This window comes from Faecalibacterium sp. Marseille-Q3530, from assembly GCF_017377625.1.
Classification (GTDB): Bacteria; Bacillota; Clostridia; order Oscillospirales; family Ruminococcaceae; genus Faecalibacterium; species Faecalibacterium prausnitzii_E.
In genome coordinates, this window is sequence record NZ_JAFREH010000004.1 from 114,418 (window position 1) to 130,317 (window position 15,900).

A 15,900-nucleotide genomic window follows, 5' to 3' on the forward strand; every position below is an offset into this window, starting at 1 on the left:
CACCGCCGCGCTGGCGCTGGCCCTGACCAACCAGATCCTCAGCACCACCGGCCACGCGGTGCTGCCCATCGAGTCGGCCCAGCTGGAGCAGCTGGTCTCCACCGGCCTGACCGTGGCCGCCGCCCTCATCAGCTGGTGGAAGAACAACTCGTTCACCCCGGAGGCCATCGAAGCCGATGACTACTTCTACAAACTGAAGAGCGGCCAGTAAACAGATGAGGGCCCGGTGCGCAATGCACCGGGCCCTCCGTGCTGTCCGGGGCCGCGATGCAGCCGCGCACCCCCGTTCAGCGAAAAAACAGCTATAATAAAAACAACCCTGCCGAAGCAGGGTTGCAAACGTACATTTTGAGGGTAAATCAGCGCTTGCTGAACTGAGGTGCGCGACGAGCAGCCTTCAGACCGTACTGCGCGAGTTTTTGAGCTGTTTTCCCTTGATACTCCGGGATTTTCCGGCTTTCTGCCTCTCAGTTATCCGGTGTGCGGACCATAAAAAACGGCATTTTTTCATTCAGCAATAGCCTGATGAAACGCACCATTTACTACCCCAAACAGCTCCTCTGGTTTATTGTACTTCACTTTTGCATAGATGTCCATAGTTGTTTTGCTGTTTTCGTGTCCGGCAAGGTATTGGACGGTCTTTGGATCAACACCAGCATAGAGAAGATTGGTAATGTAAGTGTGCCGCAGCTGATGCGGGGTTACATCAAAGTCCAGCGTATATCTGATTTTGGGTTGATTTTTCTGGGTCATGCCCAGCGTTGGGGTAACCGTGTATTTGATGCTCTGCCCATTCACATACTTATAATAGTTCCGGGGCTTAGTGGAGCGGACAACGACATACTGCCACACTCTTTGAAACTGCGAAGCAGCCAGCGGCTCCCCTTTGCTGTCAGCAATCACATAATCTGATATGGAATTTTCTTTCGTTTCTCTCAGACAATCCACCAAACACTTCGGTATCGGAATATCCCTTTTTGCCGCCGGAGTCTTTAGCACCGTAGAAATCACGGGTCTGTTATGCTCTGTACGCCATGCCCGCCTCACCGATAGATAAGGTGTATCCTCGTCCAGAAATACACAATCCCATTGCAGTGCAAGAATTTCTTCCCGACGCAGACCGGAATACAAACCGAGCATAATAAACAAATATGGAGGAAGTCCCTTGACTGTATCCAGAAGCACGGCTACCTGCTGATCTGTCAATGCCTCCTTCTTTTTTGTCGGTTTTCCGCCTTTACCGGATATTCCCGCACAGGGATTGTGTTCAAGAATTTGGTTTCTCTCTGCCGCATAAAAAATGCACTTGAGTAGCATATTGACCTTATTGTATAAGCCTTCCGATTTCTTTGACAATGGAACAAGCGCCAGCCGAATATCGTCAGCAGTCACTTCTTCCATATACATCTCTCCCAGAGGTTTGATGATATAGTTTGTCATATCCCTCGTATAACCTCTGAGTGTAGACGCAGACACCTTTGCCGACTGCATCAGCAGCCACTTCTCGCCATACTCGGCTACTGTCGGGTGCTGCCGGTGAAAGATAATTTCTTCCACCTGCTTCCGGGCCTCTAACTGCTTCTCATACAATTCTTCACAAGTTGCGGCATACAAACTCAACTCTTTGCCATCTGCATCCGTAATCCTGGTTCTGTAATACTGGATTCCTTTCAATGTAATGGTCCCGTACTTCGGGATCTGTGTTTTCTTTTTTGCCATCTTTGATCGTCCTTTCTTGATAATGTGTAGTCTCCGTATCTACACTCTCTTTTTATCAGAAAGCCCCGATTTAATCAAAGATACGGCTGAGGTAAAACAAAGAGCGAGACATCCTTGCCTCGCTCCTTCTTCATTTCCTATTTGTTATTACTGTGCTGCATCCCAGCTTGCAAACGCACAGTTCATTGATCTGACCAGCTCATCTGGTCTGTTGTACTTAACCTTTGCATAAATGTCCATGGTAATCTTGCTGCTTTCATGGCCTGCCAGGTATTGAACCGTTTTGGGATCTACCGATGCATGAATGAGATTGGTAATGTAAGTATGCCGCAGCTGATGGGGTGTTACTTCAAAGTCCAGACTGTAAACCACTTTTCCGTTATGAGCAGCCTTTTCTCCCAAGACAGGTGTGACAGTATGCTTTACTCTTTTTCCATCTTCATACCGATAATAGCTCCGCTCCTTGACCGTCCTCGTAACAATATACTGCCAAAGTCGCTTAAACTGCGTGTAGGACAGCGGTTCGCCATCCCGGTTTGAAACCACGTACTCCGAAGTCGAAGTTTCCTTTGCTGCTTTCAAACACTCAGCCAAGCAAACAGGAAGGGGGATATTTCTCTCCGCAGCCTTGGTTTTCAATTCATCCGAAATCACCGGTCTGTTGTGTTCTGTATGCCATGCCCGCCTTACCGTCAGATATGGAGTATCCGTATCCAGATATACTGAATCCCATTGCAGAGCAAGAATTTCTTCCCGGCGCAGACCCGCATACAAACCGATCATGACAAAGACATAAGGCGGCAAATCTCGGATAGCATCCAAAAGTCGCTCCACCTGTTCATCTGTCAAAGCCTGACGCTCCTCTTGAGGAACACCGCCACCTTTTGTTGTCAGATAAATCGTTGGGTTATGGTCAATGATCCTGCTTTCCATCGCTGCGCGAAAGATAGACTTGTAAAGGATCACCACAGATTTATAAACCGATGCAGATTTCTTGGAAACCGGAACAAGGGCAAGTTGAATATCATCCAGACTAACCTCTCCCATCCGTTTATCTCCCAATTCCGCTATAATATGCCGCCTGACCTTTGAGGTGTAATCCGTCAAGGTAGTGGCTCGTACATGAACCGACTGCATCAGCAGCCACTTTTCACAATACTCTGCAACTGTGGGCGTTTTCCGATGAAAAGTAGCATTCTCAATCTGTTCCAACGCAAGCGTTTCTTTGTTATATAGTTCTTCAGGTGTTTTTGCGTAGATAGCTACGAGCTTACCATTCGCGTCTTTGATTCTGGTCCTATAATATAGGACACCTCTTTTCATGACTGTACCATATTGAGGAAGTATTATTTTTCTATTTGCCAATTCCTCCACCTCCTAAGAATAATCTCCAGCGCTGTACCTTTGTTTTATCAGACCTCTCTGATTCCATCAAGGATACGGACCGGCTCACGATCTTCCGCTTCGAGGTTTACGGTAAGTTGCGCTTCTCTCAACTGGTTTTGCTCTGTGCGTGCATTTTGCGATATACTCCTGGAGACCTGCCGCAGTAAAATACACACAGCCATTCTGAACATACTGCACATAAGAGATCAAGCCGTTGTTACGGGCGGCATCCAGCGTTGCTATGCTGATTCCTAAGATTTCAGCAGCTTCTTTTCGTGTAATGAGCTTTTCCATAGACTATATTCCCTCCAATCTGTCAAGGTTATCATCGTGCTTTCAAAATCACATGAATACGCTGGCAGCCGAAACTGCCAGCGCATGGTATCTGATTTTGAATAGAAAGCGGCCACCCAAAAGAGCAGTCGCTTCCTATTTCAATATGACTCAATTCTCGTCACATTTGCCACGCAACCCTGACGATGGGAACATAACAGGTCTCCGCTGGCGCGGTTGTCATAACTCCGCGGCGTCGTTTTACTCGTGCGCCGCAGGGTTCCCCCCAAGTCTTTGGCGGGCCGTGAGGAAGTATCTTTAAGCCCCCATGCAGTCATCGCGCCGAATCTGCCACAATCCGTTTTATGAAATCGTAGATCGCTCCGAAGCAGTTCTTTCATCACCTCCCTGACTGCTCCATCTTCGCGGCGTTTCATATTCGCTCGTACATGGGTTATGTACCTGTTGTGCTGTCTATTCGATTGTCAATGTACTGATGAAGGAGGAAAACTTGTCCTTCTTATTAACACTGACAAAAAAGGCAAAAAACAGGCGTATCAAATGAAATTTTATCAAAAATATTTTACAAGCTGCTTTAATCCACGGCGGATACTGTCTCGGACACGGCTTGGGTCTACACCTTCTACTTCGGCAATTTTATTTACCGTCATTCCCAGATAGTATCTGGCATAAATCCTCTTTGCCTGTTTCTCCGGCAGCTTCATCACAGCGGCATAGACCTGCTCCTGAAACTGTTTTTCCTCCAGAACCATCTCCGGTGTCTGCGGCTTCAACAACACCGCATTTTCAATGCCATTCTCGCAATCCAGAGAATACTGTGCTTTATAACGATACATCTTTCGCTCATACGCAGCCTCCGCACGTTCAGCTGCTCGAATAGTCTCCATTACTTCCTCTGTCACATCTACAAAAAAGTCTGTTGTATAAACATCAGGATAAAGTTCCCGAAGGTTAATTTTCTTCATTATGTACCTCCATTTCGATTCACGGGTGATTGACGGGTGAATCGAATGGAGGTGGAGACCGACACCGGCAGACAACCGGGTCATCTCCGAAAAAATGGCAACAAAAAACGCCAGATTTCCGTGGGGGAAAACTGGCGCGCCAAGAACAGCCATTATTATACCGAATTACATAGAACGATAATGCCGATACAATATTATACTTGCCCGGAGGAGGAGCAATGCTTTTTTTAACTGATGTAGATCATGTGAGCTTTGAAAAAGCAAACGGGACACGGTAAATTAACCTCCAATCGGCTACCGTGTCCCTGCAAGTCGTCATTGGTTTGTGCAATCGCAAAGAAACGGCGGCTCTGAAAATCAAAGCCGCCGTTTCAAATGGGCGTGTTGATAGGCTGCTGTACGACGGCTTTTTTTCTTTTGCCGTCGTGCGGCAGCTTGTTCCTTTTGCGCTTATCTTAACAAGCAATCCTCACAGAAATGTCACTGACACACGCTGTTTCGACAGAATAATGGGCTGAAATCTCACGAACCTGTGAGATTTGAAAAACCGGGAGAATAATCTCCCGGTTTTCATCGCAAATATTTAATTCTGCCGCAGTCTCTCTACAACGCTTTGCTTAACATTTTGCATGAAAGTTATGACGGGGGTTGCCAAGCAGACCAGCAAAACAATAGCTGCGACAACCAACAGAGAAATTACAGGATAGTGAAAAGCTGCATAAGGAACCATTCTTCTAAAGGCTGAGTATATTGGAATATATATCGCTGTTCCCAGTGTGGCAAGCAGTAGGAAAGAAATACTCCAATAATACACGCCTTCCCAAAGCAATACATTTCTAATTTGCTTTTTCGTCATTCCTATACTTTCAAGTGTTGCAAATTCATGTTTCCGAGTATTTACACTAACAACCATTGTGTTAATGAAATTCATAATTCCTATCAGCAAAAATACAGCGGACAACCCTGCGGCTATAATCCTTGAGGTCAGCAAATATCCGGCCATTTCTTGCTGCTTTTCATATCGTGACAGAATCGTAATGCCCGGTGACGAAGCAGTAATGGATTGAAGCTGCTCCATAATCCCTTTGTCATAACTGCTATCAATCGTATCAAAAGCAATCCGAAAGATTTTGGTTTCTCCAGACAACTTCTCTATTGCCTGCTTACTGATATACAAATCAGGGGCAGTACCTCTCTCATTTCCTCGACCACTCTGAAAATCAGCGTCCAGAAAGCCAGTTGCCACTGTAAAGACCTGTTCCCCGGACTCACCGACAACGGTGATTGCTTGCCCTGGCTGAATCAATAGGTTTCCCTCATCATCCGTCATAGCGGACAAAACCACCAACTCTCCCTTTTCAAAGGCGGTTAAGTCAATAGGCTTATCAAGCGTTTTATTAAGTTCTTCGATATATCTGGAATCTATTCCGTAAACGCCGCTCCAAAAATTATCTGTATAGTTTTTTCGTGTTTCCGCATTTGAAAAATCAAGACCTGATACGCCATCCAAGGAATCAATATATTTCCCGAATACATTTTCGTCGTAAATGACATCCATAGTGGGCCACGGTGAAGCAGAATAAGTGACGCGCAGATTTTCAATTCCCTGCATTGTTTCAATTTGCTGCAACATTTCATCAGAGAGCAGGTTTCCTTCTTCGGAAATGCTGTAAGTCAATGCGAAATCACTTTCTCCCCATTGATTTACAAAATTGTCGGGACTTAGGCTTGATAGTAGACCAGCAGAAACCAAAAACAATATTAAGCCTAAAAATAAGGACGCAAAAGTAAGGAAAGCGCTTTTAGGGTTTCTAAAAATATTATCTCGTGCCATCCGAGATAATTTTGTTCTATGGCTCTTATGATCTCGGTAACTCCTTGTATTTGCCTCCGTATAGCGTGAAGCCGCAACAGGAGAAATACTTGCAGCTATTTTCGCTGGTTTCATGCTGCCGATGATTGCAGTAAAAAATGTGAAGATTGCGGCACCCGCAAAAATAATGGGGGAAAAGGACACTATCTCCCCAAGGTCTGTATCGCTTGAGTACATCATATTCATGGCAAACGGAACAAGTCCAAGCGAAACAATACCACCGACAATCAGGCCGCTGGGAATACCGATCACCGCCGTTCTGAATATTTGAGAACGCACGATCCGCTTGATTTGTCTTTTTGTCGTGCCTATCGTTTTAAGCTGTCCATAGAATTGTGTATCTCTTGAAATTGAGATATACAGAATGTTATAAATCAGCAAATAGCCGCTGATAATGATAAAGACGATAATAGCAGCCAGTGGAAGAACAATGGTGGTGGAATTGCTCTGAGCAATAGGTACAATTTCAAAGGACTGACTTTCTGTAAACGAAATCTTCCGTTTTAGTTTTTCACAGGATCGCAGGGCATTACTGTCATCAGAAAAAGAAATCATTGCGGTAGACACACTATCAAAGGGAAGCCCTGTTTGTGTTGCAAAAAGCTCCGAAACATAAGCGGCACCACGGTTGCCTGCACGTGAAGCCGAATAATCTGTATAATAGCCCGACAAAACAAATTCATCGGAGATATATTGATAATCTGTTCCGAGTTGATAGGAAAGGGAAATATTCATCCCTATCTGTGGATCATCAATCCCCATTGCACGCAAAGCCCATGTAGGGAGCATAATTTCATTTTTTGCTTGCGGATAATCTCCGTGTATATCCGAAATTGTTGGTACACGGTGTTCTTGCCATTCTGTTTCGTCTATCCAAGTAATACTCAGCAGGGCATCGTCCATTCCAGATGTATCAATGCTGCCCAATCTCTGACTGACACCAACTACGGATACCAAGCTGGATCGGCTCAATTCTTCATATTGTTCTTCTGAGAGACTTGTAATTGCCACATCCGCAGTCGTGCCCATCGCACGAATTTGCTGCATTTGATAGGTTTCAAAATAACTGCACCCCAAACTAAATACAGATGTAATCATAAAGGCGGTCAAGAATAATGCGATGGTAACGAAAACATTTCTCTGCTTATTAGCGCGGTAGCTTCTTTTGGCAAGACGATTGATTGTTGCCTGATTATTGTTCCCAAATAAAATATCATCCATCAATGTCACCCCCTGTCACTGTGCGATTTTTCCGTCCTCAATACGGATAATTCGGTCGGCAAGCTGGGCAATTTCATTGTTATGGGTAATCATTACAAGCGTTTGATGGAACTTCTGACTTGTAACTTTCAGCAAACCAAGAACATCACTACTTGTCCGGCTATCCAAATTGCCTGTCGGTTCATCTGCAAGTATAATAGCTGGTTTGGAAACAAGGGCGCGGGCAATCGCTACACGCTGCTGCTGGCCGCCGGACAGATTGTTAGGCATACTGTTCAGCTTCCCATCGAGAGCCAGCATTTTCACTACTTCATCCATAAACCGCTTGTCCACGGTATCACCATCCAGCTCCACCGGCAGGACAATATTTTCATAGACATTCAGCACAGGAACAAGATTGTAATTCTGAAAGATAAACCCGATGTTACGTCTGCGGAAGATGGTAAGCTGTTCATCCTTGAGTTTCGATAATTCTTTCCCTTTTACTTTAATACTGCCGGAAGTTGGCGTATCTAACCCGCCCATCATGTTCAGCAAAGTAGACTTACCGCTGCCGGAAGTACCAACAATGGCAACAAATTCACCTTCCTCAATGGATAGGGTCACGCCATCCAATGCTTTTGTAATGTTCGGTTCGGTGCCGTAATATTTCTTCAAATCTGTCGTTTGTAATATGTTCATATAGAACACCACCCTTTCTTTTTGATGGCTCTATCATAAAAGGTAAACCTCACAGAAATGTCACGGGAAACAAAATACCTCTGTTTAATTAAATCTCAAATGTCATAGGTCTGTGACATTTTGTTTTTTAGCGTACTTATTTTATTGTCGAGGCAGAAAGACGGAAAAAGTTGAACCCCTCCCAACCTCGGATGTTACCCGGATATAACCGCCTTGCAAGGTTACGATCTCACGAGCCAGATATAGACCAATACCAATTCCATCTACATCATGTACGATGTCCTCTCGATAGAAACGCTTGAAAATTGCTCCCTGATGCTGTTCTGAAATGCCAATGCCTGTATCTGCAATGTCGATTTTCACATACATTTCCCAACTTTCAACCGAAACACGGATTTGACCGCCCTCCGGCGTATATTTCACCGCATTGTCCAAAATATTGAACAATGCTTCACCTGTCCATTTTCTGTCATGGGAAACGACCAAGTTCTCCGGGCAGTCCACTTGAACATTGATCTGTTTTTTCTCGGCGTTCAGAAGAATACCGCCCAATGCGGCGGCAAGCGTGTCATAAAGCGGCTGGCTTTTCTTTTCCAGAGAAATGACACCTGCTTCCAGACGAGAGGTTTTAATCATCATCTGCATGAGAAAATCCAGTTTATCAAGTTGGCTGGCCTGTGCTGTAAGAAACTCTTTTTGCTTTTGCACAGGGACTTCATTTTCAAGCAGGGTGCTGTTAATCATTTTCAAGTTCGCAATCGGGGTCTTGACCTGATGAGAAATGTCGGAAATCAGTTCTTGCAGGTCAGCCCGTTCTTGTGCAATGCTGTTCTTGTTTTCCTGCATGACTTCATATAAACGGTTCAGCCGATATTCAATTTTATAGAAAAGACTTTCTTCTTCAATAATCTGTTTCGGCTGCATATTCCCGGACAACATATTATCTATCAGACTACAAAAGCTATCGGAGAACATTGCCAGTTTACGCCGAACCAGCACCATAAAACAAACAGCGCAAAGCAGCACAAAGATGCCGAACAATACTACATACCAGACAGCGGTTATATTCTGAGTTAGCCCATACAAAGCTGCTGAAACCGTCCCCATTGCCACCAGCAGGAGAACAGCTAAAAAGAGACAGGCTTTGTTGACAGAGAGTTTTCGCCCATTCATTTCAGCACCCCTCCAATCCACATATAACCCATACCATATACCGTTTTGATGTACTGACGGTCGGGTGTTTCAATTTTGTTTCGTACCCGGCTGATAGCCGCAGTCAGAGCGTGTTCATCCACGAAATTTCCGTCTGCGTCCCACAATTTTTCCAACAAGACTTGCCGGGTCAAAACAATCTGTGGATTTTTCATCAGAATTTTCAAAAGTCGATATTCCAGTGGTGTGAATGTAAGTGGCTTTCCTGATAGAGTAGCACTCATTTCTGAAAAATTGATGGTCAGTATGTCATCCTCATAAGTATCACCACCATATTGTTTTGTCAGCCTCCCTAGCACTACCGCCAGTTTCTTTTGAAAGACACTCATAGGGAAAGGTTTTGTCACATAATCTTCTGCACCCAGCTCATACCCTTTGAGCATATCGCTTTCCATATCATTTGCGGTCAGAAAGATAATAGCGGTATCGGGACGGCGTTCTTTTACCTCCCGGCAGAAGTCAAAACCGTTCCCATCCGGCAAATTTACATCCAGCACAATTAGGTCATAGTCCTGCTCTGTCAAGAAACTACCGGCCGCTGATTTTGTCAGCGCAGAATCCACCGCATAGCCCGCAGTATTCAAGTTATAGCATAAAGTATTATTCAAAAGTCGATCATCCTCGACTACTAAAATTCGCATGGTATCACACTCCTTCATTTTCAGTGTATCACCCAAATGTCACAGAAACCTCACTGAGATTTGTTTTCTTTTCTCCGCCTGTCTACTGGCTTCTCTGCATTTTTAGGAATAAGCCAAATCGTCGCCATTTTTACAGCACCGGGGATGCGCCCAGATGTACACAAATAATTTATCTGGCGCGGCGTAACATTCCATTTTTGGCTTGCCTCTTTTAATGTTATGTAGTCCATTTTGCACCTCCTAAAATATTATATTTCGTCTTCTCGAAGAATACAAGTTTATCCCTACCTATTACTCTACAAAAATCAGCATAATCTTACCGTTCATCAGGCATAATTAGGTTATTCCTTTGCACAAACCAGAACGATACAATGTTATTGAGGTGAACGATTATGCCGATTGATGATTTAACTGCTTTAGGGCAGAAAATGCGGGAAGCCCGAAAGAATAAAGAGCTAACACAACAGGAGCTATCTGATTTGAGCCATGTTTCTGTAAAGCAAATCGCCAATATCGAAAAGGGGAAAATGAATCCTTCTTATTTGATTTTGAGAGCATTGGCCAAGGTCCTGCATATCTCTTTAGATACACTTATAAATCCAGATGTTTCTCTGGAGGATGAAGGTGTCAATCAGATGAAAATGCTTTATTCCAGCTGTCCGCCAGAAATGCGTGACACCCTGCTGCATCACACCCAGGAAACGGTGAAAGAACTGACAGAGTTGTCAAAAAAATTTGAAACGAATTGAGCCAGTGAGTGAAATTTAACGATTCTCTCACTGGTTCTTTTCATTTTCGGAGAAAAGAGGCAAGCAATGCCTGTGTTAATACACACAGGCCCGCAGAGAAGAAAATCCCTCCGTGATTTTCCTCTCCGCTTGCTTGTTGAGGGCAGCGCCCCCAAGCCCCTTTGAACACAGAATTTCATTCTGTGGCTGCGCGTTCTGCGAACGCTTTTGACCAGGACCAGCTTACCGCTGGCCGTGGTCTTTTTCTTTTTCAACATCCTGTTCTACCTCCATTTTCAGCACTCGATCTACATTTGCTTTTGCAGTCAAAAGCTCCCTCATTTCTTCACGGGAGCGCCGATACTCGGAATAAGTCTTTTTCTTTTCTTCCAGCAATTTTGCGTACTCTGTCTGTAACTCTTTGACCTTTGGCAGCTTCTTGACGCCCATCTCATCAAAGGCATTCTTAGCAGCCTGGTGGAGCAGGATTTCTTCCTCATGTGCCTCCCGGAATTTCTTAGAGTAGCCCGCCTTGCGGTATGCCACATAGACCTCACGGGTCTTGGCATAATTTACGATGTGAGTACGCAGAACAGCGATCTCTGCCATGCGCTTTTCAGCCGCTTTGATCTGCGCCGAAAGATCATTGTGATGTGCCGTGGCAGCCGCAGCCTTTTCTTCCAAAACCGCATACTCCAGCAGATTGTTCTCTGACAGGTAATTCATGGTCTGCGCCATTTGTTTCAGATTAAAAACTTTAGCCCATCGAGCATAGCCAGCACCTTTTCCAGCCTGCAATTTTGCCTGAATGTCCACCAGCAGATTGACCTTCGGCGGCTCTGCCTGTGTGACGGTTTTCTTTCGCGGGGTATGTGCTTTCTTCCCTAAGAGAACTGCCCGCAAATCTTCCAATCCATATCCTTCGCCCAGACTGTCCATGCGGGCGGCTTTCTCCCAACCAGAGAGCTTCAGTCGATACGATTTTCCGCGCTTTGAGACTTCACAACCATACTCTTGCAACAGCTTCAGCAGTTCTTCAAAGTCAGCAGGACTTTGTGATAATGCGTTGTCAATCATCACACGCAGCTGTTCCCGATGGGAGGGCTTGGCCTGTTCGCCCAGCCACTTGTTGTAGCTTTTTCCGTGGGGTTTTGGGTCCTCCACAATGGACAATCCGTTCTCGATACAGATGGTATCGCTCAATCGCCGGACGGCTCTGGTGCTGCCCCAAAAGTTGCGGAATTTTCGGTCACAATCTGCATTGACCGCCGACCAGATGATGTGATTATGAACGTGCGATTTGTCTATGTGGGTGCAGACCACAAAGGCGTGATTGCCCTTAGTAAACCGCTTGGCAAATTCCACGCCCAGGCGGTTTGCTTCCTCCGGCGTGATTTCACCGGGTTTGAATGACTGGCGCACATGGTAAGCGATCACATCATCCGCGCCGCGCACTCGTCCGGTGGCGGCAATGTACTGCCGCTTTGCCAGAAGAAACTCTGCATCCGCAGTCCGGCTGTCACACGCATAGCCGGTAATGAGCTTGCCGTTATCTGTTTTCTTTGGGTTTGCCACATAATCGATGATGTCACTGATTGCCCGACTTTCTGTGCGACCCTTGCCAACATGAAGCGGCATGATTCTTGTAGTTGCCATAATAGAAGGACCTCCTCTCATAAATATTTTTGTTTTCGCTGAACTCTTTGCCTCTATCGTTGCAATAACTTTCTCCGCTGGGTATAATAAAAAAGAATATTCTACAACCTCAAAGGAGGGATTTCTATGATAGAACAGCTCATTGCTGAGGCAACAGAATGTGATTTCAAAGTTGCTCTCGAAACAAAAAAGCCAAAAAGCTGGTTGAAAAGTGTCAGTGCCTTTTCCAATGGAATCGGCGGCACTCTGTTTTTCGGAGTCTCCGATGACCGGGAGCCTATCGGCTTGTCCGATGTTCAAAAGGATGCTGAAGCGATCAGCCGATTAATCAAAGAACGTATCACACCATTACCTCAGTTTATCTTAAAACCATTACAGGAAGATGGTAAAAATCTATTAGCTCTGGAGGTTTCTCCCGGCCGTAGCACCCCATATTATTACAAGGCAGACGGCGTGATGGAGGCATATATCCGTGTTGGAAATGAAAGCGTAATTGCCCCTGATTACATTGTGAATGAATTGATCTTAAAGGGAACCAATCAGTCCTTTGATACCCTAACAACAGACGCGGTAAAAAAGGATTACAGCTTTACACTTCTGGAAGCAACCTATCTGGAACGGACCGGTCTCCGCTTTGAGCCATCCGATTATGTTTCCTTTGGTTTGACTGATAAAAATGGACTCCTGACCAATGCCGGAAAACTCATGACCGATCAGCACACGGTTTATAACTCCCGTATGTTCTGTACCCGGTGGAATGGCTTGGAAAAAGGCTCTATCTTTGATGATGCGCTGGACGATAAAGAATACGAGGGAAATTTGATTTATTTACTGAACAGCGGCAGTGAATTTATTCGCAATAATTCCAAAGTCCGTTTTGTCAAAAAGGCACAGTATCGTGTAGACAAGCCGGATTATGCTGAACGAGCTGTGACAGAGGCTCTTGTCAATGCGCTTATCCATCGTGATTATATTGTGCTTGGCAGCGAAATCCATATTGATATGTTTGATGATCGGGTGGAAATCACATCTCCGGGCGGTATGTTTGGCGGTGGATCAATTCAGGAATATGATATTTACAGTATCCGTTCCATGCGGCGAAACCCTGTGATTGCTGACCTGTTCCACCGCATGAAGTACATGGAACGCCGTGGAAGTGGCCTACGCAAAATCGTCAGTGAAACCGAAAAGCTGCCTGGATACACAGAGGCATATAAGCCCGAATTTTCCTCAACAGCGACAGATTTCAGAGTCATCTTGAAAAATGTAAACTACAACTTAGAGGGTGACGCCCACCAAGTTATCCACCAAGTTACCCACCAAGTTATTGAACTATCAACGGTATCCAAACAGATTTTGGCTTTTTGCACAACACCAAAATCCAAGAAAGAGCTTGCAGTATTTTGCGGCTTCAAAGATTTAAGAAACTTCACCTTGAAGCATATCAATCCGCTTTTAGAATCCGGGCAATTAGAAATGACTATTCCCGATAAACCTAAAAGTCGCAATCAAAAATATATTACAGTTCGTTCCGAATAAACAGAGAAGCAGGGCATTGGGTCTCATCTCCCATTGTCCTGCTTCTTTTTCATTCCAAATTATATTCACATCATTTACCCATACACCCAATCCTGGATCGCAAATTTCAAATCCTGCACCTTACCCAACAGCCAGATCGCCGCAAGCGGCAATCCCATCGGGCTAATCAAAAAAGCTATAACCAGCAAAATCACACCATTCTGCGGGGAATAGGTAATAAGCACAGCCACGCCAAGCAGAGCAATTACCGTGCTGAGCAGACCAAGCACCAGACCGGATATGTAGATCAGCCCCATGCAGAGCCAGACAAAAAGCGTCAACGCCAAAATGACCGGTGCAGTTACAATCATCAGCAAGCATTTCAAAATCTTCATTCCAGTTCCTCCCTCCAACGCTCCAGATGCCGTTTGCACAGGGCATCCGCTTCTCTCTCATCATCTTCCGTCACTTCCCGTTTTCCTTTGGTCAGTTCAATCTCCAGATAAGTCCGGTAATCATCGGCTAAGAGGTCGAACAGTTCCTTGGGAGTATGGCACACCTCGCCAGAGCAATAGTGAAAATCTTGGTCAAATTCAACTCTTACACATCCATGGCGGCTGATATAAACTTCTATGGTCTCGTCTGCGGTCAGGTAATCCGCAAAAATCTCCAGCACCTTTTCAAAGGTCAGCATCTGTTTTCACTCCTTTGCTTCACTTTTTATTCTACTCATATTATCCGGTACGGACAGGCAAAAAACAAGGATACCGCCAAAAAGAAAAAGCGGAGGAAGGTGCGGCGAAGAAACGCCGTTCCTCCCTCCGCAAATGGAGTATCTATCCCTGTTATGAAAGTTTGGAGAGTTGGGTAAGGATTTCCTTCACACCCTCCCACAGTTGTTCCTGCCGCTGGGATATATCCTCCAAGTCAGCATTATAAACCCGCCCGGTCTCATGCACTTTGCGGGTCAGCTGGTTCAAGTTGTTGCTGCTTCGGCGCATCAGGGAGACCAACTCCTTCAGCTCTGGCAGTTCCAGCTTGACCACATAACCATCCAGCGCCATTTTCCGCAGATAAGCGCTCAAATTCTCTGTCCCGTATTGCTGCATCTTTTGATGGATCAGTTCCAGTTCTTCTGCGGACACCCAAAACAGAACCGGCACATCCCGCTTGCGCTTTGCCATGGTTATCGCTCCAGCTCCCGTTTTTTCGGGGCGGCAGACTTATTGGCGGGCAGCTCCTGTTTGAGCTTATCCCGTACTGAGGGACGGGACGGTTCCAGTTTTTCTCTCTGGGTACGGCTGCGCTGCTGTTCTTCACGCACCAGATCAATAAAACCATCCAGCACAGCAGGGTGGCTGTTTAAGGCATAACCACAACGGACGGTTTCGGGATTATCATTAGGAATGGTCTTGGCCCATTCTTTGTTGCGTCGGGAGTAGCGCCCATCCCAGTCCTGAAGCTGGATCGTGTTAGACAGAACCATAGATACACGCTCCATGCCATAGGTCTCGATCACACCCTTTGCCGCATCGTGGCTGAGATACATTCCGTCGAAGTGTTCCCGCACCGCCGCTTCAATGGACTCCTTGCATTGGCGATTTACATTGTTGGAAGCTCGGTACTGCTCCAGCTCCCCATGTTCTCTCGCATAGGCAGCTGAATGGGGATAGACCGGTGTTGTTCGCAGTTCCTCTTTAGCTCTGCACACATCGTCGGCACGGTTCTCAATGCTGTCCCGGATCATATCCATATAGCCGGTCTCCAGCTTTTCAAAATAACGGTACACATCAGCCAGCGGCGAGGGGGAATCCAAAAGCGCCTGGGTCTGTGCGTCGGTCAGCTCCAGCTCCTCCATCGCCATCACGATGTCCTCGCGGATGGTGTACTCATAGGCATGGTTTAAGACTTCTTCCGGGGACTGGCTTTTCAGCCAGTCCCTATATTTTTCCTGCTCAGTGGCCATCTTTTCATAAAGGGCCGTATTCAGATTATTGGTATTCATG

Annotated in this window: 17 protein-coding genes; 3 read left to right on the plus strand and 14 right to left on the minus strand. The window is 45.7% G+C overall.

From position 1 onward, the window contains the following. Positions 1 to 211, plus strand: a 211-nt coding sequence (locus J3350_RS05695; RefSeq protein ID WP_207686003.1) for an SPP1 phage holin family protein, incomplete at its 5' end; no start/stop codon positions are given. A gap of 296 nt (positions 212 to 507) precedes the next feature. Here J3350_RS05695 and J3350_RS05700 read toward each other — a convergent pair. From J3350_RS05700 to J3350_RS05740, 9 genes are all read right to left on the minus strand, one after another. Further along, positions 508 to 1,719 (minus strand): site-specific integrase, encoded by a 1,212-nt coding sequence (locus J3350_RS05700; protein WP_003526283.1) that lies wholly within the window; start codon positions 1,717 to 1,719, stop codon positions 508 to 510. A gap of 147 nt (positions 1,720 to 1,866) precedes the next feature. Beyond that, entirely contained in the window at positions 1,867 to 3,084 is a 1,218-nt protein-coding gene (locus tag J3350_RS05705; protein ID WP_044926716.1) for a site-specific integrase, read from the minus strand. 84 nt (positions 3,085 to 3,168) lie between these two features. Next, positions 3,169 to 3,399, minus strand: coding sequence for a helix-turn-helix domain-containing protein (locus tag J3350_RS05710; RefSeq protein WP_009321998.1), 231 nt, complete (start codon positions 3,397 to 3,399; stop codon positions 3,169 to 3,171). Positions 3,400 to 3,950: 551 nt separating this feature from the next. Continuing rightward, positions 3,951 to 4,364, minus strand: coding sequence for a sigma-70 family RNA polymerase sigma factor (locus J3350_RS05715; protein ID WP_015516006.1), 414 nt, complete (start codon positions 4,362 to 4,364; stop codon positions 3,951 to 3,953). 583 nt (positions 4,365 to 4,947) lie between these two features. Then, a complete protein-coding gene (locus tag J3350_RS05720; protein ID WP_005335788.1) occupies positions 4,948 to 7,458 on the minus strand; it encodes an ABC transporter permease in 2,511 nt (836 codons plus the stop codon). Between the two features lie 15 nt (positions 7,459 to 7,473). Next, complete coding sequence (locus J3350_RS05725; protein ID WP_005335790.1) at positions 7,474 to 8,139, minus strand: ABC transporter ATP-binding protein; 666 nt, start codon at positions 8,137 to 8,139, stop codon at positions 7,474 to 7,476. A 141-nt stretch (positions 8,140 to 8,280) separates the two neighbouring features. Next, positions 8,281 to 9,312: a sensor histidine kinase KdpD gene (locus tag J3350_RS05730; RefSeq protein WP_007882187.1), complete on the minus strand. Its 1,032-nt coding sequence runs from the start codon at positions 9,310 to 9,312 to the stop codon at positions 8,281 to 8,283. Beyond that, the gene (locus tag J3350_RS05735; protein ID WP_009322000.1) at positions 9,309 to 9,992 is read right to left on the minus strand and encodes a response regulator transcription factor; all 684 of its coding nucleotides are present in this window, start codon (positions 9,990 to 9,992) and stop codon (positions 9,309 to 9,311) included. The genes J3350_RS05730 and J3350_RS05735 overlap by 4 nt, the downstream gene beginning before the upstream one ends. A 50-nt stretch (positions 9,993 to 10,042) precedes the next feature. Beyond that, positions 10,043 to 10,222 (minus strand): hypothetical protein, encoded by a 180-nt coding sequence (locus J3350_RS05740; protein ID WP_005335797.1) that lies wholly within the window; start codon positions 10,220 to 10,222, stop codon positions 10,043 to 10,045. 162 nt (positions 10,223 to 10,384) lie between these two features. On the opposite strand from J3350_RS05740, the gene J3350_RS05745 reads away from it, so the two are divergent. Then, positions 10,385 to 10,741 carry a helix-turn-helix domain-containing protein gene (locus J3350_RS05745; protein WP_005335798.1) on the plus strand — a complete coding sequence of 119 codons (357 nt, stop codon included), beginning with the start codon at positions 10,385 to 10,387 and terminating at the stop codon, positions 10,739 to 10,741. A 222-nt stretch (positions 10,742 to 10,963) separates the two neighbouring features. On the opposite strand, the gene J3350_RS05750 is transcribed toward J3350_RS05745, so the two are convergent. Further along, positions 10,964 to 12,376: a relaxase/mobilization nuclease domain-containing protein gene (locus J3350_RS05750; RefSeq protein WP_207686004.1), complete on the minus strand. Its 1,413-nt coding sequence runs from the start codon at positions 12,374 to 12,376 to the stop codon at positions 10,964 to 10,966. A gap of 126 nt (positions 12,377 to 12,502) precedes the next feature. On the opposite strand from J3350_RS05750, the gene J3350_RS05755 reads away from it, so the two are divergent. Beyond that, complete coding sequence (locus tag J3350_RS05755; RefSeq protein WP_004800190.1) at positions 12,503 to 13,915, plus strand: ATP-binding protein; 1,413 nt, start codon at positions 12,503 to 12,505, stop codon at positions 13,913 to 13,915. Positions 13,916 to 13,989: 74 nt separating this feature from the next. Here the strand turns inward: J3350_RS05755 and J3350_RS05760 are convergent, their stop codons facing one another. The 4 genes from J3350_RS05760 to J3350_RS05775 all read right to left on the minus strand — a co-directional run bounded on the left by J3350_RS05760 (position 13,990) and on the right by J3350_RS05775 (position 15,899). Next, complete coding sequence (locus tag J3350_RS05760; RefSeq protein WP_207686005.1) at positions 13,990 to 14,289, minus strand: CD1845 family protein; 300 nt, start codon at positions 14,287 to 14,289, stop codon at positions 13,990 to 13,992. Then, entirely contained in the window at positions 14,286 to 14,588 is a 303-nt protein-coding gene (locus tag J3350_RS05765) for a hypothetical protein (protein WP_008728402.1), read from the minus strand. The genes J3350_RS05760 and J3350_RS05765 overlap by 4 nt, the downstream gene beginning before the upstream one ends. Before the next feature lie 151 nt (positions 14,589 to 14,739). Beyond that, positions 14,740 to 15,078, minus strand: a complete 339-nt coding sequence (gene mobC, locus J3350_RS05770; RefSeq protein WP_003526263.1) for a plasmid mobilization relaxosome protein MobC — start codon at positions 15,076 to 15,078, stop codon at positions 14,740 to 14,742. 2 nt (positions 15,079 to 15,080) lie between these two features. Then, on the minus strand, positions 15,081 to 15,899 hold the full coding sequence (locus tag J3350_RS05775) for a DUF3849 domain-containing protein (protein ID WP_207686006.1): 819 nt from the start codon (positions 15,897 to 15,899) through the stop codon (positions 15,081 to 15,083). Position 15,900 lies beyond the last annotated feature (1 nt).